Origin of the sequence: Streptomyces sp. NPDC018031 (assembly GCF_044327625.1) — a bacterium.
GTDB lineage: Bacteria > Actinomycetota > Actinomycetes > Streptomycetales > Streptomycetaceae > Streptomyces.
The window spans coordinates 1-19,225 of the sequence record NZ_JBIRFT010000025.1 but is presented as its reverse complement, the minus strand read 5'-3'; the positions used below and the strand labels follow the sequence as shown (position 1 = coordinate 19,225).

The 19,225-nt window shown below is 75.7% G+C and carries 10 protein-coding genes; 4 read left to right on the top strand and 6 right to left on the bottom strand.

Going from position 1 to position 19,225, the window contains the following annotated elements; translation table 11 throughout:
• Positions 1–100 precede the first annotated feature (100 nt).
• Entirely contained in the window at positions 101–604 is a 504-nt protein-coding gene (locus ACH4B3_RS31905; RefSeq protein WP_398468846.1) for a metallophosphoesterase family protein, read from the bottom strand.
• A gap of 296 nt (positions 605–900) precedes the next feature.
• Between ACH4B3_RS31905 and ACH4B3_RS31900 the strand changes: the two genes are divergently transcribed.
• Positions 901–2,070, top strand: a complete 1,170-nt coding sequence (locus ACH4B3_RS31900) for an acyltransferase family protein (protein WP_398468844.1) — start codon at positions 901–903, stop codon at positions 2,068–2,070.
• Between the two features lie 144 nt (positions 2,071–2,214).
• Here the strand turns inward: ACH4B3_RS31900 and ACH4B3_RS31895 are convergent, their stop codons facing one another.
• On the bottom strand, positions 2,215–3,372 hold the full coding sequence (locus ACH4B3_RS31895) for a threonine aldolase family protein (RefSeq protein ID WP_398468843.1): 1,158 nt from the start codon (positions 3,370–3,372) through the stop codon (positions 2,215–2,217).
• Positions 3,373–3,858: 486 nt separating this feature from the next.
• On the opposite strand from ACH4B3_RS31895, the gene ACH4B3_RS31890 reads away from it, so the two are divergent.
• The gene (locus tag ACH4B3_RS31890; protein ID WP_398468841.1) at positions 3,859–4,737 is read left to right on the top strand and encodes a glycosyltransferase family 2 protein; all 879 of its coding nucleotides are present in this window, start codon (positions 3,859–3,861) and stop codon (positions 4,735–4,737) included.
• Between the two features lie 290 nt (positions 4,738–5,027).
• Here the strand turns inward: ACH4B3_RS31890 and ACH4B3_RS31885 are convergent, their stop codons facing one another.
• A complete protein-coding gene (locus ACH4B3_RS31885) occupies positions 5,028–5,255 on the bottom strand; it encodes a DUF6480 family protein (RefSeq protein WP_398468839.1) in 228 nt (75 codons plus the stop codon).
• 290 nt (positions 5,256–5,545) lie between these two features.
• Between ACH4B3_RS31885 and ACH4B3_RS31880 the strand changes: the two genes are divergently transcribed.
• On the top strand, positions 5,546–5,878 hold the full coding sequence (locus ACH4B3_RS31880) for a DUF3140 domain-containing protein (RefSeq protein ID WP_398468837.1): 333 nt from the start codon (positions 5,546–5,548) through the stop codon (positions 5,876–5,878).
• 166 nt (positions 5,879–6,044) lie between these two features.
• Positions 6,045–7,022 carry a sigma-70 family RNA polymerase sigma factor gene (locus ACH4B3_RS31875; protein WP_398468835.1) on the top strand — a complete coding sequence of 326 codons (978 nt, stop codon included), beginning with the start codon at positions 6,045–6,047 and terminating at the stop codon, positions 7,020–7,022.
• 130 nt (positions 7,023–7,152) lie between these two features.
• Here ACH4B3_RS31875 and ACH4B3_RS31870 read toward each other — a convergent pair whose 3' ends face one another.
• From ACH4B3_RS31870 to ACH4B3_RS31860, 3 genes are all read right to left on the bottom strand, one after another.
• Positions 7,153–8,952, bottom strand: coding sequence for a thiamine pyrophosphate-requiring protein (locus tag ACH4B3_RS31870; RefSeq protein ID WP_398468833.1), 1,800 nt, complete (start codon positions 8,950–8,952; stop codon positions 7,153–7,155).
• 314 nt (positions 8,953–9,266) lie between these two features.
• Positions 9,267–14,960 carry a type I polyketide synthase gene (locus ACH4B3_RS31865; protein WP_398468831.1) on the bottom strand — a complete coding sequence of 1,898 codons (5,694 nt, stop codon included), beginning with the start codon at positions 14,958–14,960 and terminating at the stop codon, positions 9,267–9,269.
• Positions 14,961–15,013: 53 nt separating this feature from the next.
• On the bottom strand, positions 15,014–19,225 hold a 4,212-nt coding region (locus ACH4B3_RS31860), incomplete at its 5' end, for an SDR family NAD(P)-dependent oxidoreductase (RefSeq protein ID WP_398468829.1).

The window sequence follows — 19,225 nt, the reverse complement described above, 5'->3', positions numbered from 1 at the left end:
GAGGCCGGACCCGGCCGGTCACCACACGCACGGTGCGCCCCGGTGCGCCGGTGGCGGCGGCGTGGCGGGGCCGCGTCCCGCCACGCCCCGGACGCGGGGGTCAGCCGGGGCCGGGCAGCCGGTGCAGTTCCACCCCGGTGAGCCGGCCGGCCGACACCCGCGCCGTCATGTAGGTGCGGTAGGGCTGCCGCCGGCGGTCGGTGGGCGATCCCGGGTTGAGCAGCCGCAGCCGGTCGTCGGCGGTGCTGTCCCACGGGATGTGGCTGTGGCCGAAGACCAGCACGTCGAGGTCGGGGAACCGATCGGCGCAGCGGCGTTCCCTCCCCCGGGCCGGCCCGGTCTCGTGGACCACCCCGAAGCGCAGGCCGCCCAGCTCGGCGCGTGCCACCTCGGGCAGCCGGGCCCGCAGCTCGGGCCCGTCGTTGTTCCCGTGCACCCCGATGAGCCGCCGGGCCCGGGACCGCAGCAGGTCCAGGGTGGCGAGGTCCACCCAGTCACCCGCGTGGAGCACCGCATCGGCGCGCGGCACCTGTTCCAGCAGCTGAGGCGGCAGCGCCCTGGCCCGGGTCGGCAGATGGGTGTCGGACATCAGCAACAGCAGCACGGTGTGACGGTATCCGGCGGCCCGCCGGCACCCGGGGAGGCCGCTCGGCGGGCCCGTCCGCGGCGTCGGTGACCGGCCGGCGTGTGTTCGGAAGATTGTGCGGCGCGCACGGGCATGAGGCGCCGGATCCGGGGCAGGCGGCCGGAGGTGACCGTGGTGTGATGCCGGATCACCCTAGCGGGTTGCACCACTTTGCCGTTTATTACCGTTATTTAGCAAATGAGCGGTCCGTGGTAGTTTCCCCCAGCGACCTCGTCGCAGGCAGGGACATATGTCGGGGGAGACCAGGAGGGCCGTTGCGTTCCACAGCGTTCAGGGGCAGACCACCGTCGCAGCACGACCTGATACCCGTGCGGGAGCCGCGACTGGCGGCCCTCGACGGGCTGCGCATCCTCGCCGCGCTCATGGTGGTCGCGTACCACTACATGGCCTTCGCCAGCGGGGCCTGGCCGGAACCGGTCCAGGACCTGTTCCCGCACGCCTACCTGCCGGCCTCCTACGGCTGGCTCGGGGTCCAGCTGTTCTTCCTCATCAGCGGCTTCGTCATCTGCATGAGCTGCTGGGGGAAGTCGGTCGGCGACTTCGGCGTGTCCCGCGCGGCGCGGCTGTACCCCGCCTACTGGTTCGCGGTGCTCGCGACGGCGCTGGTGGTGACGGTGTGGCCGCCCCCAGGCACGGAGCCGCTCTCCCTCGGCGACGTGGGCGCCAACCTGACCATGTTCCACGAGCCGATGGGCGTCGACCCGGTCGACGGGGTGTACTGGACCCTGTGGGTGGAGATGCGCTTCTACCTGCTGTTCGCCCTGGTGGTGTGGAAGGGCCTGGACTACCGGCGCACCCTGGCCTTCTGCGTGCTGTGGGCGGTGGCCGGGTTCATGGCCCTGGAACTCGACAACGAGGCGCTCGACCTGCTGGTGATGCCGAGCCACTGCTGGTACTTCATCGCCGGCATCGCCTTCTACCTGATGTACCGGTTCGGACCGAACCTCCTGCTGTGGGGCGTGGTCGCCGGATGCTTCCTGGTCTCCCAGGACCTGCTGATGGACGCTCATGAGCGCGCGGAGGGCTATGTCGGACACACCATGCCGCAGTGGCCGACCGCGGTACTGCTGGCGCTGTTCTTCGCCGCCCTGGCGGCGGTGGCGCTGGGCTACACCGGCCGGATCCGCTGGCGGTGGCTGTCCACGGCGGGGGCGCTGACGTATCCGCTGTACCTGATCCACGAACGGATCGGCTGGGTGGTGATCGAGCACACCGGGGACCGGCTGCCGCCGCCCGCCCTGCTGCTGCTCCTGGTCAGCGGCATGCTGGGCGCAGCCTGGCTGGTGCAGCGGTGGATCGAACGCCCACTGGCCCGGGCGCTGCGCGGCGGACTGCGGATCGCGGTCACCCAGGTGCGGGTGGGGTCACGGCCCCCGCTGCCCCGTCCGGAGCCGGCCCCGAAGACACCCGAGCCGGTGCCCTGACCCGGCCCGCTGCCGGGGCCGGGTCCGGCCGGAGCGGCGTCCGCGGCCGGGACCGGAATCGGTCCCGGGCCGGCGCCGGGCCCGGAGGCGGACCGGGGCCGGCGCCGGGCCCGGAGGCGGACCGGGGCCGGCGCCGGGCCCGGGTCAGCGTCCGGGATGCCGGCCCGCTGCCTCCGCCTCCCGCAGGACATGGTCCAGGAAGACGGCGACCGCCTCGGTCACGTCCCGGGCGGTCCACTCCAGCGCCGAGCCGGCGACCGTCATCTCCGTCACCGCGAGACCCGGCACCTCCGAGTCGAACCACTTGCCGAAGACACTGGTCCGCGTCCGCTCCGCCTGGGCCAGCCCGGCCGCGTCCAGCACCTCGGTCGGGTACGGGAGCCAGACCTGGAACTGGTGGGTCTGCGGGACGCCGGGGTGGATCCGGAAGAACGCCACCTCCCCCTCCAGGGCCTCCCGCAGCGCCGCGGCGACCACCTTGGCGTGCGCGACGTACCCCGGCAGCCGGGGCAGCTCGTGGTCCAGGCCGTACAGCGCCGACACGGCGGCCGGCCACTGCTGGAAGACCAGCCCGCCGTAGCGGTGCCGCCAGGCCTTCGCCTCGGCGAGCAGGTTCTCGGGCCCGGCGAGGGCCGCGCCGGACAGTCCCCCGAGCGACTTGTAGAAGGAGACGTAGACACTGTCCGCGAGCTGCGCGATCTCCGGCAGCGGCCGGCCGAAGTGCGGTGGGCACTCCCACAGCCGCGCCCCGTCGAAGTGCACCACGGCGTCCCGCTCCCGCGCCGCGGCGACCGTCGCCGTCAGTCCGTCCCAGTCGGGCAGGACGAACCCGGCGTCGCGCAGCGGGAGTTCCAGCATCAGGGTGCCGAACGGCTCGTCGAAGTCGCGGATCTCGTCCGCGTCCGGCAGCCGGGGCCGGGTCGTGGGGTGCACGGTGCGCAGTCCGCCGAGCGCCGACAGCGTGCGGCGCTCGTGCACCTCAGGGTGGGCCAGCGGATGGATCGCGACGGTGCGGTTGCCGGTCCGCCCCGCCCAGCAGCGCAACGCGACCTGCTGGGCCATCGTCCCGGTGGGGAAGAAGGCCGCGTCCTCGGTGCCCAGCAGGGCCGCCACCCGCCGCTCCAGTTCGGCGACCACTCCGTCGCCGTACATGTCCGGCTGCTCGTCCAGGCCGCCGTACTCCCCCAGCTGGGCCAGCCGGTCGCGCATCGTGGGACGCTTCCCGCTCGACAGCACCCGGTCGCAGGCGTTCACCGCGGCCAGCCGCCGCGCCTTGTCCTCCGTTGATTCCATGATGAGCATCTTCGGACGCGGCGCCTGCCGTCGGCACCCCCATTTCCCGGCCGCGCATTCTCCGGCCGCGGCCCGCATCCTCCGGTCGCGGCCGGCGGCGCCGGAACCGGCCCGGACCACGGACCGGGGTCGGCACGCGGCTCGACGCACGGTCCTCGTCCGGCGGGTGCGCGGCCTCGACGGCGCGCCCGCCCCGGCCCTTCCGACCGGGCCACCGGTGCAGGGCGGGGAGACGGCGCGGTGCGGCATGGCGGGGCCGGGGCGCCGAGGTTTCACCCGCCGCGAGTGCGGTACTCCGGGATACGCCCCCGGCTGGCCGCCCGGAGAGCCCGTCCGCCCGGCGGGGACGGGCCCCGGCGAACGGCGGCGTACGGCGCGGGCGCACCGGCGAACGGAGGCTCACGGCGCAGGCGGGGCACCTGGCGGCGGAACGGCCGGCGGAACCGGAGCGGCCGGGAGAACCGGAGGAACCGGGAACCGGGAAGAGAGGCCGGTATGCACACGTCGGCGGTGAGCCGCCCCTCCGTGGGCGTGGTGGTGATCACTCGCGACCGGCGGCAGAGCCTGCTGCACACCCTGGAGCGGCTGACCGCACTGCCCGAGCGGCCGGTGGTGGTGGTCGTGGACAACGCCTCGCGGGACGGCACCGCCGAGGCGGTGCGCGCACGGTACCCGGCGGTCCGCGTGCTCAGCCCGGGGCGCAATCTCGCGGCCGCCGGCCGCACCCTGGGCGCCGCGGCCCTCCGCACCCGCTACGTCGCCTTCAGTGACGACGACTCCTGGTGGGAACCGGGCTCGCTGGGACGTGCCGCGCGGCTGCTCGACGCGCACCCCCGGCTGGGGCTGCTGTCGGCCACCGTGCTGGTCGGCGCCGAGGAACGGCCCGACCCGCTGAACAGCCTGCTGCGGAACTCGCCACTGGGCCGCGAGCCCGATCTGCCCGGCCGCTCCGTGCTCGGCTTCCTGGCCTGCGCGGCGGTGGCCCGGCGGGCGGCCTATCTCCAGGCGGGCGGCTTCCACCCGCTGCTCGGCGTGGGCGGTGAGGAGTCGCTGCTCGCCATCGACCTCGAAACGTACGGCTGGGGCGTCGCGCACTGCCCCGACGTGGTGGCCCACCACGCCCCGCACACCGGCCCGCGGCCCGGCCGGGAGGCGCGGGTGCGGCGCAACGCCCTGCTCACCGCCTGGCTGCGCCGCCCGCCGCGGAGTGCGCTGGCGGCCACCGCGCGGCTGGCCGCCGACAGCCGCCGGGACCCGGCCGCGCGGCGAGCGCTGGCCGAGGCGGTGCGGCTGCTGCCCGCGGCGCTCGGCAGCCGCCGCCCCGCGCCGCCCCGGCTGGAGCGCCGCCTCCGGCTGCTGGAGTCGCAGGCATGACCGGCCCGGAGCACCGGGCCGGCCGGACGGACGACCGGACGACCGTCGTGGTCATCACGCACGACCGCCGTACCGATCTGCTGCACACCCTGGCGCGGCCGGTGGAACCGCCCAGGATTCCCAGGTGCACTCCGAGGCCCGGCGGTACATCGGCTGAGGCCCCGCGGATCCGCCCGGCCCGACGGCGGAGTGCCCGGCGGCGCTCAGCGGCCCGGCGGCGCGCGCAGGCATGGCGGACGGGCCCGCCACGGCCGCGTGGCGGGCCGCCGGAGAGGGCCGCCGGGAGCGGCTCACAGGGCCAGGGCGTAGGCCACGCAGAACACCGCGAAGCAGAGCACGATCAGCCAGATGACCACCGTCGGCCCCTTGGTCCAGCCCTTGGTCGGGTTGTACGACTCCCGGGGTCCCGCACCGGACATGCTGGACTCGCCCGGCGGGGTCTCCCCCGGCGGGACCCGCTGGCCGGGCCGGGGTTCGGGGGTGTCCGGGTTCCGGGGTTCAGAGTTTCGCTGCGTCATGCCGGACGGGTTCCCCCTTCCGCCCGGACGCACCGGTCCGGCGGCGACCGATCGCGGCGCGCCCCCGCGGGAGCCCGCCTGGGCATGCCGCCCCACCTGCGGCGCCGCACCCGGGTTTGCCCCCGCACCGCGCGGAAACCCGGATGCGGAGAGGAACTGGACGCCGTGCCCGAACCCGGCGGCGCGCACGGGCGCCGGGTCACCGACGACGGGCCGTCCGGGACGCGGGCGGGCAGCGGCCGGGGAGCCGCGGTCCAGCAGCATTCGACAGCAGTCACGGAGACACCGTCATGGCAGCGCAGGTCAGCACGGAGTTGTGGGACGAGTTCCACACGGTCGTCAACATGACCTCCCGCGAGCTGCAGGAATGGCTGAACGTCCAGGCAGCGGGCGAGGTCGCCGAGGAGACCCCGGATCAGGCCGGTCCGCCCGCCGGGCGGCGGGTCCTGGAGATCCTCGGCAAACGCCGCACGGACCTCACCGAGGACGACGCGGAGGTCATGCGGCGGGTGTGTGAGGTCGTGCGCACCCAGCGCGACGCGGGACTGGAGCCGCGGGCCGGCGGGGCGGACTGGCGCCGCCGGCTGATGGACATCGGCCACGACCCGCTGAAGCCGTCCTGACCACCGGGGCCGTACCGGCACCGGCGTCCCCGCCGCCCCGCACCGCCCCCCGCCGCCCCCGGGCGGGGCCCTGGGGCGGGCGTAGGGTGGGGGGTGGTGCGGAGGCCGCCGGGATGCCGGCCGCGCGGGCCGCGCGGCAGGGTCTCCGCCACGCCGATGGAGGCCGATGACGATGCCGTCCCAGACCGCCGCGCGCCGTCGCGCGGAGCCGCGTGAACCGCATGAGGACCCGGATCTGGTCCGCCGCTATCTGGACCAGATCGGGGCCACCCCGCTGCTCACGGCCGAGCAGGAGGTGGAGCTGTCCAAACGCATCGAGGCCGGGGTGTACGCCGACGAGCTGCTGCGGGAGGCGGAGGCGGACCGGCACGAACTCCCCCCGGACCGCCGGTGGGAGCTGGAGGCCGCGGCGCGGGACGGCCGGCACGCCAAGGACCACATGATCCGCGCCAACCTGCGGCTGGTGGTCTCGGTCGCCAAGAAGTACAGCCGCCGCGGCCTGCCCTTCCTCGACCTGGTGCAGGAGGGCAATCTGGGCCTGATGCGGGCGGTGGAGAAGTTCGACTACGCCAAGGGATACAAGTTCTCCACCTATGCCACCTGGTGGATCCGCCAGGGCATCGACCGCGGCCTGGCGCAGCACGCCCGGACGGTCCGGCTGCCGGCCCATGTGGTGGAGGACCTCTCCAAGGTGGGCCGGATCGAGCGGCGGCTGCAGCTGGCGCTGGGCCGGGAACCGACCGCCGAGGAGGTGGCCGCCGAGAGCGGCTTCACCGCCGAGAAGGTGGTCGAGCTGCGCCGGGTGGGCCGGGAGGCCATCAGTCTGGACACCCCGGTCGGCGAGGACGGCGAGACGGTGGTCGGGGATCTGATCGAGGACTCCGAGGCCCTCCAGGCACCGGAGGTGGTGGAGTTCCGGGCGCTCGCGGAGGATCTGCGGGCCACCATCGGCACGCTGTCGCCCCGCGAGGCGATGATCCTCAGTCTCCGGTACGGGCTGCACGACGGCCGGTCGCACACCTTCCAGCAGATCGCGGACCAGGTGGGGCTGACCCGGGAGCGGGTGCGCCAGCTGGAGAAGCAGGCGCTGGCGCATCTGCGCGCGCCGGAGCGGCAGGAACCGCTGCTGGGCTGGACCGCTTAGCGGCCGGTGCCCGGCCCCGTGCGGGGCCCGGGGCACCGGCCGGGTGCCGGTCCGGCGGCGTCGGGGCGCGGACGGTGGCGGCGGCGTGGGCTGCCGGGCGCCGACCGGCGGCGGGCTGCCGGGCGGTCGGTCAGTGCTCGCGGCGCCGGCCGCCGGGCAGCATCTCCTGGATCTTCGCCTTGACGCCCTGCCGGAGGACTCCGGCGCGGTGCGGGTCGCCCCGGACGATCGCGGCGGCGGCCGCCTCGATCTGGTCCCAGGTGGCGTGCGGCGGGATCGGCGGGACGTCGGGGTCGGTACGGAAGTCCAGCACACAGGGCCGGTCGGCGGCGAGGGCCCGGCGCCAGGCGTCCTCGACGTCGTCCGGCTTCTCCACGCGGATGCCCAGCAGGCCGATGGAGGTGGCGAAGTCCGCGTACGGCACGTCGGGCAGCCGCTGGGAGGGCTCGAACTCCGGGGCGCCGGACATGGCGCGCATCTCCCAGGTGACCTGGTTCAGGTCCTGGTTGTTCAGCACCGCGACGATCAGCCGCGGGTCGCTCCACCGCTGCCGGTACTTGGCGACCGTGACCAGCTCCGCCAGGCCGTTCATCTGCATGGCGCCGTCGCCGACGAGGGCGAGGGCGGGGCGGTCGGGGTGGGCGAACTTGGCGCCGATCGCGTACGGCACCCCCGGCCCCATGGTGGCCAGGGTGCCGGAGAGCGACCCGCGCATCGAGCCCCGCATCCGCAGGTGGCGCGCGTACCAGTTGGCGGCGGAGCCGGAGTCGGCGGTGAGGATCACGTCGTCGGGCAGCAGGGCGTCCAGCGCGTGCACCACGTACTCCGGGTTGACGGGGTCGGCGGAGACCGCGGCCCGGCGCTCCATCACCTGCCACCAGCGGGCCACGTTCGACTCCACCCGCTCCCGCCACTTGCGCGCCTTCTTCCGCCGCAGCAGCGGCAGCAGCATGTCCAGCGTCGCTGCGGCGTCTCCGACCAGGTTGACCTCGAAGGGGTAGCGGAGGCCGACCATGAACGGGTCGATGTCGATCTGCACGGCCCGCGCCTGGTCGAACTCCGGCAGGAACTGGCTGTACGGGAAGCTGGAGCCGATCACCAGGAGCGTGTCGCAGTCCCGCATCAGCTCATAGCTCGGCCGGGTGCCCAGCAGCCCGATCGCGCCGGTGACCCAGGGCATCCCGTCGGGGAGCACGTCCTTGCCCAGGAGCGCCTTGGCCACCCCGGCGCCGAGCGTCTCGGCGACCGCCTCCACCTGGGTCCGTGCGCCGCGCGCCCCCTGGCCCACCAGGATCGCGACCTTCTCGCCGTCGTTGAGGACCTGTGCGGCGCGCGCCACGTCCTGCTGGGCGGGCAGTGGCGCGTACCCGGACACGCCGAGGCTGGAGGGGACCATCTTGAAGGCGTGGGCGGGCGGGCTGTACTCGAGTTGCTGGACGTCCCCGGGGACGATCAGGGCGGTGACGGTCCGCCGGGCGTACGCGGTGCGCAGCGCGCGGTCCAGGACGTTGGGCAGTTGCTCGGGCACGGTCACCGTTTCGCAGAAGTCCGCCGCGACGTCCTTGAACAGGCTGTGCAGGTCGACTTCCTGCTGGTAGGAGCCGCCCATGGCGCTGCGGTCGGTCTGCCCGACGATCGCCACCACCGGGACGTGGTCGAGTTTGGCGTCGTACAGGCCGTTGAGGAGGTGGATCGCGCCGGGCCCCGAGGTCGCCGCGCACACGCCGACCCGCCCGGAGAACTTGGCGTATCCGACGGCCTGGAAGGCGGCCATCTCCTCGTGCCTGGCCTGGATGAACTCGGGCCGGTCGGCGGCGCGTCCCCAGGCGGCCAGCAGCCCGTTGATGCCGTCGCCGGGGTAGCCGAAGACGTGCTCGACGCCCCACTCGCGCAGCCGCCGGAGGATGAGGTCGGACACCTTGGTGGACACGGGTCTTCCTTTCGTTTCCGTCCTTGCGCCGGCCTGCCCGACGGCCGCCCCGGAGCTTGCTGGGGACGGTAGCCAAGGGGGGCGGCCGGGTGGGGATGCGGCACGGGGCCGCGCGCCCGGGTCGCCCGTCCGGCTCACCGGCGGGCAGGCCGGACGTCTACCCGCGTGCTCCGCGACGACTCCCCGGCGGACGCGGCGCCGCGGAAGCCGGAAAACGGCCGCGACGGCGGCCGCGCCCGGTGCGGGTGCGGCCGCCGTCACGGCGGGTGGGCGGACGCGGCCGCGGGCCGCGCCCGCGGGTCGCCCGTCGGCGGTCAGGAGATGCCGAGTTCGTTCGCGATGAAGTCGAAGACCTCGTCGTCGCCCGCGGCTTCCAGATCGTCGGCGGCGGTGTCGGCCGCCGCCGTCGTCGTCGTGCCGCGCTGCTCGCCCCACCGGGCCGCCAGGGCACGCAGCCGGTTGGCGATCCGTACCTGGTCCGGGTCGTCGTCCCCGACCCCGGCGAGTGCGGCTTCCAGTTTGTCCAGTTCCTCCAGTACCGGGTTGACGGCCGGGGCCCCGTCCCGGGGCAGCGCGGTGCGCAGATGGCGGGCGAGTGCCGCGGAGGTGGGGTGGTCGAAGATCAGGGTCGTGGGGAGCCGCAGGCCGGTCGCCGCGGTTAGCCGGTTGCGGAGTTCGACGGCGGTCAGCGAGTCGAAGCCGAGGTCGTCGAAGGCCCGGTCGGGGGCGACGGCCTGGGCCGCCGTGTGGCCGAGCACCTGCGCGACCTGGGTGCGGACCACGTCCAGCAGCAGTTCCTCCTGCTTCGCCGGGGGCAGCCCGGCGAGCTTCCGGCCCAGCTCCGGGACCTCGGCACCGGCCGCCGGGGCGGTGGCCCCGGGGGCCCGGACCAGGCCGCGGAGCAGCGGCGGGACCTCTCCGGGAGCGGCGCGCAGGGCGGCGAGGTCGAGGCGTACCGGCAGCAGCAGGTGGTGCCCGCCGGTGAGTGCGGCGTCGAAGAGGGCCAGGCCGTCGTCGGCGGACAGCGGCAGGACTCCGGAACGGCGCATCCGCCGCAGGGCGGTCGCGTCGAGTCCGCCCGCCATGCCGCCGGTCTGCTCCCACAGACCCCAGGCGAGGGAGAGGCCGGGCAGCCCCCGGTCCGCCCGGTACCGGGCGAGCGCGTCCAGGAACACGTTGGCGGCCGCGTAGTTGCCCTGCCCGGCACCGCCGAGGGTGCCGGCGGCGGAGGAGAACAGCACGAACGCGGCCAGCTCACGGTCCCGGGTGAGTTCGTGCAGGTGCCAGGCGGCGTCGGCCTTGGCCGCCAGTACGGCGTCGGCCCGCTCCGGGGTCAGCTGCGCGACGACGGCGTCGTCCACCACGCCCGCGGCGTGCACCACCGCGGTCAGCGGGTGTGCGGCGGGTACCGATGCCAGCGCCTCGGCGAGCGCCGTCCGGTCCGCGACGTCGCAGGCGGTCAGGGTCACGTCGGCACCGAGCGCGGCGAGTTCGTCCCGGAGCGCGGCCGCCCCGTCGGCGTCCGGTCCGCGGCGGCTGAGCAGCAGCAGGTGCCGCACGCCGTGGACCGCCACCAGATGGCGGGCCAGGAGGGTGCCGAGGGCCCCGGTGCCGCCGGTGACCAGCACGGTGCCGTCCGGGTCGAGGGCGGGCTCGCCGGGCCCGGTGCCCGGCGCGGCGGGGCGGACCGGCGCCAGCCGGGGGGCCAGCACGGTGGTCCCGCGGACGGCCAGCTGGGGTTCGTCCGGGTCGAGGTCCGGAAGTCCGGACGGGGTCCGCCGGTCCTCGTCGAGGTCCAGCAGGACGAACCGGCCGGGGTGTTCGGCCTGGGCGGCCCGGACCAGGCCCCACACCGGGGCCGCGGCCGGGTCGACGGCCGGGTCGTCGGTGCCGGTGGCGACCGCGCCCCGGGTGACCACCACCAGGCGGGAGGCGGCGAACCGGTCGTCGGCGAGCCAGTCGCGCAGCCCCGCCAGGGTGCGGTGGACGGCCTGGTGGGCGGTGTGCGGGAGACCGTCGCCGGCGGCGGTGGCGGCGGGGCTCAGCAGGACCGCGTCGGGCACCGGGCGGCCCGCGGTGACCGCCTCGGCCAGCGCGCCGAGGTCCGGGTAGTGGTTGGCCGGTGCGCCGTCGGGTGCGCTGGTGCCGGTCTCGGGCCCGTCGGGGCCGGGCCCGAGCAGCACCCAGTCCCGGCCGGCGTCCGCCGCGGCCGGATCCCCGTGCGGTACGGGGGTCCAGCCGAGCTGGTACAGGGCGTCCTGGCCGCGCCGGCCGGCGGCCTGGAGCTGGGCCAGGGACACCGGGCGGGCGCGCAGCGAGGCGACCGAGGCGACCGGCTCGCCCGCGGCGTCGGTCACGGTCAGGGCGATGGTGTCCGGGCCGATGGGCGCGGTCCGCACCCGCAGCACGGTCGCCCCCGCGGTGTGCAGGCGGACGCCGCTCCAGGCGAAGGGCAGCCGCACCTGGTCGCCGGTGTTGCCGACCAGGCCGGCGTGGAGCGCCGCGTCGAGCAGCGCCGGGTGGACGCCGTAGCCGTCGGCGGGCGTGTCCTCGGGCAGCACGACCTCGGCGCAGGTCTCCTCGCCCGAGCGCCACAGCGCGCGCAGCCCGCGGAAGGCGGGCCCGTAGGCGAAGCCGTCCTCGACGACCGAGGGGTAGAAGTCGCGGATGTCCACCGGGGCGGCGCCGGCCGGCGGCCAGGTGCCGGGCCCGGTGCCGGAGGTGTCCGGTCCGGCGGCGGACAGCAGGCCGTCGGCGTGCCGGGTCCACGGGTGCGGACCGTCCTCGTCGGGGCGGGAGTGGACGCGGACCGGCCGGCGGCCGGCGCCGTCCGGTGCGCCCACGGTGAGCTGGATCCGCACCGCGCCGTGTTCGGGGAGGATCAGCGGGGCTTCCTGGGTCAGCTCCTCCACGGTGTCGCAGCCCACCTGGCGGGCGGCGTGCAGCGCCAGTTCCAGGTACGCGGTGCCGGGGACCACCACGGTGCCGAGCACCACGTGGTCGGCGAGCCAGCCGTGGCTGTGCTGGGAGAGGCGCCCGGTGAGGATCAGTCCGTCGCCGTCGGCCGTGGTCACGGCCGCGCCGAGCAGCGGGTGGCCGGCGCCGTCCAGGCCGAGGCCGGTGGCGTCGGCCGGCGCGTCGGCGGCGGCGGTGGTCCAGTGCCGGGTGCGGTGGAAGGCGTAGGTGGGCAGGTCCAGGCGGCGGCCGCGGCGGGATGCCGGCAGCGCCCGCCGGTCCACCGGCACGCCGCGGGCGAACAGCCGGGCCAGGGCGGTGCGTACGGACAACGCCTCGGGCTGGTCGCGGCGGAGCAGCGGTACCGCCACGGTGTCCGGGTCGTGTTCGGTGAGGCAGTCCTGGGCCATGGCGGACAGCACGCCGTCCGGTCCCAGCTCCAGGAGGGTGGTGACCTGCTGGTCCACCAGGTGGCGTACGCCGTCGTGGAAGCGTACGGCGTGCCGGACGTGGCGGATCCAGTACTCGGCGGAGCGGGCCTCGTCGCCGGTGACGGGGCGGCCGGTGAGGTTGGAGATCACCGGAATGGCCGGTTCCCGCCAGGTGACCCGTCCGAGGGCGGCACGGAAGGGTTCCAGCACGGGGTCCATGTGCGGCGAGTGGAAGGCGTGGCTGACCTGAAGCCGCTTGGTCTTGCGGCCGTCGGCGCGGAGCTTGTCGGCGATGCCGAGCACCGTCTCCTCGTCGCCCGAGAGGACGACCGCGGTGGGTCCGTTGACGGCCGCGATGCTCGCCCGCTCACCGGGGGCACCCGCCAGCAGGGCCGTGACCTCCTCCTCGGTCGCCTGGAGCGCCACCATCGCGCCGCCGGGCGACAGGTCCTGCATCAGGCTGCCGCGGGCCGCCACCACGGTGGCCGCGTCCTCCAGGCCGAGGGCTCCGGCGACGTGCGCGGCGGCCAGTTCGCCGACCGAGTGGCCGAGCAGGAAGTCGGGGCGCACCCCCCAGGATTCGACCAGCCGGAACAGCGCCACCTCCAGGGCGAAGAGCCCCGCCTGGGTGAAGGCGGTCCGGTCCAGCAGGGCGGCCTCGGGGGTGTCCGGGGAGGCGAAGAGGATGTCGCGCAGCGGGTGGCCCAGGCGTGCCGACAAGGGTTCGCACACCTCGTCCAGCGCCCGGGCGAACACCTCGGACCACTGGTAGAGGTCGCGTCCGGCACCCGCCCGCTGAGCGCCCTGGCCGGTGAAGAGGAAGCCGACCGAGCCGCCTTGGGCGGTGCTGTCCCGGACGACGCCGGGGGCGCTCCGGCCGCTGCTCAGGGCGTCCAGCCCGGCGAGCATCTCCTCCCGTCCGCTGCCCAGCACCACGGCCCGGTGTTCCAGCGCGGCCCGGGTGGTCGCCAGTGACCAGCCGATGTCCCGCGGTCGCCAGTCCGGGTTCCGCTGCACGGCGTCGCGCAGTCGCGCGGCCTGGGCGCCGAGCGCCTCGGCGTCGCGTGCGGAGACCGGCCACAGCAGTGGGACCGGGCCGGCGTCCGGGCCGTCCGCCTCGTCCGGGTCGTCCGGGCCGCCCGCCGCACCGGCCGGGTCGGCCGCCGCGGGGGCGTCCGGGTCCCCGGGGAGGGCGGCGCCGCCGGTGTCCCCGTCCGCCGGGGCGACCGGGGCCCCGGCGCCGGGGTGTTCGAGGATGACGTGGGCGTTGGTGCCGCTGATGCCGAACGAGGAGACCGCTGCCCGGCGGGGACGTCCGGTCTCCGGCCAGTCCCGGGCCTCGGTCAGCAGTTCCACCGCCCCGGCCGACCAGTCCACGTGCGGGGTGGGTTCGTCCACGTGCAGGGTGCGCGGCAGCACCCCGTGCCGCATCGCCAGCACCATCTTGATCACACCGGCGGCGCCGGCGGCGAGCTGCGTGTGGCCGATGTTGGACTTCACCGACCCCAGCCACAGCGGACGGTCCTGCGGCCGCCCCTGGCCGTAGGTCGCCAGCAGCGCCTGTGCCTCGATGGGGTCGCCCAGGGTGGTGCCGGTGCCGTGCGCCTCCACCGCGTCGACCTGGTCGGCCGCCAGCCGGGCGTCGGCCAGCGCCTCCTGGATCACCCGCTGCTGGGCCGGGCCGCTGGGCGCGGTGAGCCCGTTGGACGCGCCGTCCTGGTTGACCGCCGAGCCGCGGACCACGGCCAGCACCGGGTGGCCGTTGCGCTGGGCGTCGGAGAGCCGTTCCAGCAGCAGGATGCCCGCCCCCTCGCCCCAGGAGGTGCCGTCGGCGGACCCGGAGAACGCCTTGCACCGGCCGTCCGGGGCGAGGCCGCGCTGCCGGCTGAACTCCACGAACATGTGCGGCGCGGCCATCACCGCCGACCCCCCGGCCAGTGCCATCGAGCACTCGCCCAGCCGCAGCGAACGGCAGGCCAGGTGGAGGGCGACCAGCGACGAGGAGCAGGCGGTGTCGACGGTGACCGCGGGGCCCTCCAGGCCGAACACGTAGGACAGCCGGCCCGAGGCGACGCTGACGGTGGTGCCGGTCAGCCGGTACCCCTCGGCGCCGTCGGAGGTCTGGTCGCCGGTGGCGTAGCCGAGCGGTGCCGCGCTGACGAAGACCCCGGTCCGGCTGCCGCGCACCGCTCCCGGGTCGATGCCGGCGCGTTCGAACGCCTCCCAGGAGGTCTCCAGCAGCAGCCGCTGCTGCGGGTCCATCGCCTGTGCCTCGCGCGGGCTGATGCCGAAGAACTCGGCGTCGAAGCGGTCCGCGTCCCGGACGAAGCCGCCGTGCCGGACGTAGCTCTTGCCGAGCCGGTCGGGGTCCGGGTCGTACAGTCCGGCCACGTCCCAGCCCCGGTCGTCGGGGAACTCGCCGATGGCGTCGCCGCCCCGGGCGAGGAGCCGCCAGAAGTCCTCCGGCGACCGGACGTCGCCGGGGAAGCGGCAGGCCATGCCCACGATGGCGACCGGTTCCCGCATCGCCTCGGTGAGCTGCCGGTTCTCCCGGCGGAGTCGCTTGGTCTCCTTGACCGATGCCCGCAGGGCCTCGAGGACCTTCTCGTCTGATGCTGCCATGTCGTCCCGTGTCCCGTCGTCTCCGCAGGTCCGCGCGCTCGTGCGGGCGCGCTTCACAAGTCCGTGCCGTCGAGGGCCATGTCGACCAGTTCGTCCAGGCCCAGGTCGTCGACCTCGTCGATGTCGTCGATGCCGTCGATGCCGTCGGCGTCGTGATGAGGGGTCCCGCCGTCACCGCCGGCGCCCGCCGGGCCGGCCGGGCCGTCGTCGGCCAGGCGCAGCAGGGCGTCGAGCAGCCCTGCCGCACGCAGCCGCTCCGGCGTGATCCGGCCCAGCAGTTCCCGGACGGCGTCGTCCGGGAGTTCGGGCGCGGCGGCCTCGCCGGGGGCGAGCCGGGAGCGCAGCAGCCCGGCCAGGGCGGTGGGCGTCGGATGGTCGAAGACCATGGTGGCGGGCAGCCGCAGGCCGGTGGCGGCGCTCAGCCGGTTGCGCAGTTCCACCGAGGTCAGCGAATCGAAACCGAGCTGCTTGAAGGGCTGTTCGGGGTGGATGGCCTGGGGTGAGGCGTGGCCGAGCACGGTGGCCGCGTGTTCCCGGACGAGCTGGAGCAGCGCCCGGTCCCGTTCGGCCTGGCTCAGGCCGGCCAGCCGGCGGGCCAGGGCCTGCTCACCGCCCGCCCCGCCGGTGTTCTCGGCGGACCGCCGGGCGGGCGGGCCCACCAGGCCGCGCAGCAGCGCCGGCACCGTGCCCGCCGGTCCGCTCGCGGCGCGCAGGGCGGCGACGTCCAGTCCCATCGCCACCTGGAGCGGCCGGTCGGCGGTGAGGGCCGCGCTGAACAGCTCCAGCCCGTCCTCGTCGGACAGCGGTGTGATCCCGGAGCGGCGCATCCGCGTCAGGTCGGCCTCGGCCAGGTGTCCGGTCATGCCGCTGGCCTGCTCCCACAGTCCCCAGGCCACCGAGAGTCCGGGCAGGCCGTGGGACCTGCGGTGCTGGGCCAGGGCGTCCAGGAACGCGTTGGCCGCCGCGTAGTTGCCCTGGCCGCCGCCGCCGAGGGTCGCGGCCGAGGAGGAGAACATCACGAACGCGGCGAGGTCGAGGTGGGCGGTCAGCCGGTGCAGGTGCCACGCCGCGTCGACCTTGGGGCGCAGCACCGTGTCGACCTGTTCCGGGGTGAGGGAGGCGATGACCCCGTCGTCGAGGACGCCCGCGGCGTGCACCACGGCGGTCAGCGGGTGCTCGGCCGGTATCGCGTCCAGCACCGCGGCCAGCGCGTCCGGGTCGGCGGCGTCACACGCGGTGACCGTCACCCGGGCGCCGAGGGCGGTGAGTTCGTCGGCGAGTGCGGCGGCGCGTCCGGTGCCCGGACCCTGCCTGCTGAGCAGCAGCAGGTGGCGGGTGCCGTGCCGCTGGACCAGCTGCCGGGCGACCAGGCCGCCGAGCACTCCGGTGCCGCCGGTGATCAGTACGGTGCCGTCCGGGTCGGGTCGCTGCGGGACGGTCAGGACCAGCTTGCCGACGTGCCGCGCCTGGCTCATGTGGCGGAACGCCTCCGGGGCGCGCCGCACGTCCCAGGCGGCGGCGGGCAGCGGCCGCAGGGCGCCGCTGCCGAAGAGGGCCATCAGTTCTTCGAGCATCTCGCCGATGCGGTCGTGACCGGCCTCGATGAGGTCGAACCACTGGTACTCGACGGCCGGGTGGTCCGCGGTGACGGCCTGCGGGTCGCGGATGTCGGTCTTGCCCATCTCGATGAACCGCCCGCCGTCGGCGAGCAGGCGCAGCGAGGCGTCCACGAACTCGTTGGCGAGGGAGTTGAGGACCACGTCGACGCCCCGGCCGCCGGTGGCGGCGCGGATGCGCTCCTCGAAGTCCAGGGAGCGCGAGGAGGCGATGCGGTCCTCCTCGATGCCCATGGCGCGCAGCGTGTCCCACTTCGCGGGGCCGGCCGTCACGTACACCTCGGCACCCAGGTGGCGGGCGAGCTGGACGGCGGCGATGCCCACCCCGCCGGTGGCGGCGTGGATCAGCACCGATTCGCCGGGGCGCAGGCCGGCCAGGTCCACCAGTCCGTAGTAGGCGGTGAGGAAGGCGATGGGCACCGTGGCGCCCTCGGTGAAGGTCCAGTCCGCGGGCAGCGGGAAGACCAGGCGGCGGTCGACCACGATGACCGGTCCGAAGGCGCCCGGCACCATGCCCATGACGCGGTCGCCCGGGGCGAGGCCGGTGACACCGGGGCCGACCTCCAGGACGACGCCGGCGGCCTCGCCGCCCATGGTCTCCTGGTCGACCATGCCGAGCGCGAGCAGCACGTCGCGGAAGTTCATCCCGGCGGAGCGGACCGAGAGCCGCACCTGGCCCGGCTCCAGCGGCCGGGTCGCCTCGGGGTACGGGAGGAGGGCGAGGTTCTCCAGGGTTCCCTTGCTGGTGACGTCCAGCCGCCAGCCGGTGTCCTGCGGTGCGGGCCCCAGTGCCGGCCCGGAGTCGGCCCGTACCAGGCGGGGCGCCAGCGGTTTCCCGGCGCGCACCGCGAGCTGGGGCTCTCCGGTGGCCACGGCGAGGTGCAGGGCGGCCGCGGAGTCGGCACGCCGGTCGAGGTCGAGCAGGACGAACCGGTCCGGGTTCTCCGTCTGCGCGGACCGCACCAGGCCCCACACCGGGGCGTGCGCCAGGTCGGCCACCGGCTCGCCCGGGGCCGCGGCCACCGCGCCCTGGGTGACCAGGACCAGCCGGGACCCGGCGAACCGCTCGTCGGCCAGCCAGGAGCGCAGCACGGACAGGGTGCGGTGGGTGGCCGCGCGTACGGCCCGGGCGAGGTCGGGGGTGCCGGCACCGCCCGCGGTGCGGTCCGGGTCCGCGTCCCGGCAGGTGAGCAGCACCGTCCCGGGCGCCGGCCGGCCGGCCGCCACCGCGTCCGCCAGGGCGTCGAGGTCGGGGTAGCCGGTCACTTCGTGGCCCGCGGCGGTAAGCCCGGTGGCCAGCCGCAGCGGGTCGGCGCCGAGCAGTGCCCAGCCGCCCGTCCCGGCGCCGGGGGCCGCCGCCGCGTGGGCCGCGGTCACCGGCTCGGTCCACTCCACGCCGAGCAGCGGGTCGCCGTCGTCCCCGGCGGCACGCACCTGCTCCGGGGAGACCGGGCGGCTCACCAGGGACTCCACCGAGGCCACCGGCTCGCCGGCGCCGTCGGCCACCGCCAGGGCGACGGCGTCGGTCCCGGCCGCCGTCAGCCGTACCCGCAGCGCGGTGGCTCCGGTGGCGTGCAGGGTCACACCGGTCCAGGAGAACGGGAGCCGCACCTCGTTCCCGGTGCGCAGGGTGGCAGCGTGCAGTGCCGCGTCGAGCAGCGCGGGGTGCAGTCCGAAGCGCGCGGCGTCCTCGTGCGCGCCGGGCTCCAGTGCCACCTCGGCGAACACCTCGTCACCGCGCCGCCAGGCGGCCCGCAGGCCCTGGAACACCGGACCGTAGCCCAGGCCGTCGGCCGCGAGGCGTTCGTACCGGCCGGCCAGGTCCACCGGGTCGGCGCCGGGCGGCGGCCAGGCTTTGAGGTCCCAGCCGGGCGGCTGCCCGCCGGGGGCGAGGAGGCCGGTGGCGTGGCAGGTCCACGGGGCGTCACCGGTGGCCTGCTCGGACCGCGAGTGCAGGGTGAGCGGCCGGCGGCCCGCCTCGTCGGGCGCCCCGACCGACATCTGGAGGTGGACGCCGCCCTGGTCCGGGATTACCAGCGGGGCCCGCAGGGTCAGCTCGTCGAGCAGCGGGCAGCCCACCTGGTCACCGGCGTGGATCGCCAGTTCCACCAGGGCGGTGCCGGGGACCAGCACGGTGTCCCAGACGGCGTGGTCGGCCAGCCAGGGGTGCGACTCCACCGAGATACGGCCGGTCAGCACCCGTTCGCCGTCCCCGGCCAGCGGCAGCGCGGCGCCCAGCAGCGGATGCTCGGCGGCCTGGAGGCCCGCGGAGCGCACATCGCCGCCGGCGGACCCGTTCCGCAACCAGAGCCGCTGGTGCTGGAAGGCGTAGGTGGGCAGGTCCACTACCGGGGCGTCGGCCAGGAGGGTGTCCCAGTCGACGGGGACACCGCGGGTGTACGCCTGAGCCAACGACAACAGCATCCGCCGCGGGCCGCCCTCGTCCCGCCGCAGCGAACCCACCACCAGAGCCTGGGCGTCGGCGTCCTCGGCGGTCTCCTCGACGGCGGTGGTGAGCACCGGGTGCGGGGTGCACTCGATGAAGGCGTCGTGCCCGTCGGCGAGCAGGGCGCGGACGACCGGTTCGAAGCGCACCGGTTGGCGGAGGTTGGTGTACCAGTACTCCGCGTCCAGACTGGTGGTGTCCAG

Coding starts and splice junctions, on each gene's coding strand:
- ACH4B3_RS31885 (WP_398468839.1), bottom strand. CDS start 5,255: ATGACGCAGCGAAACTCTGAACCCCGGAACCCGGACACCCCCGAACCC.
- ACH4B3_RS31880 (WP_398468837.1), top strand. CDS start 5,546: ATGGCAGCGCAGGTCAGCACGGAGTTGTGGGACGAGTTCCACACGGTC.
- ACH4B3_RS31890 (WP_398468841.1), top strand. CDS start 3,859: ATGCACACGTCGGCGGTGAGCCGCCCCTCCGTGGGCGTGGTGGTGATC.
- ACH4B3_RS31865 (WP_398468831.1), bottom strand. CDS start 14,960: ATGGCAGCATCAGACGAGAAGGTCCTCGAGGCCCTGCGGGCATCGGTC.
- ACH4B3_RS31875 (WP_398468835.1), top strand. CDS start 6,045: ATGACGATGCCGTCCCAGACCGCCGCGCGCCGTCGCGCGGAGCCGCGT.
- ACH4B3_RS31895 (WP_398468843.1), bottom strand. CDS start 3,372: ATGCTCATCATGGAATCAACGGAGGACAAGGCGCGGCGGCTGGCCGCG.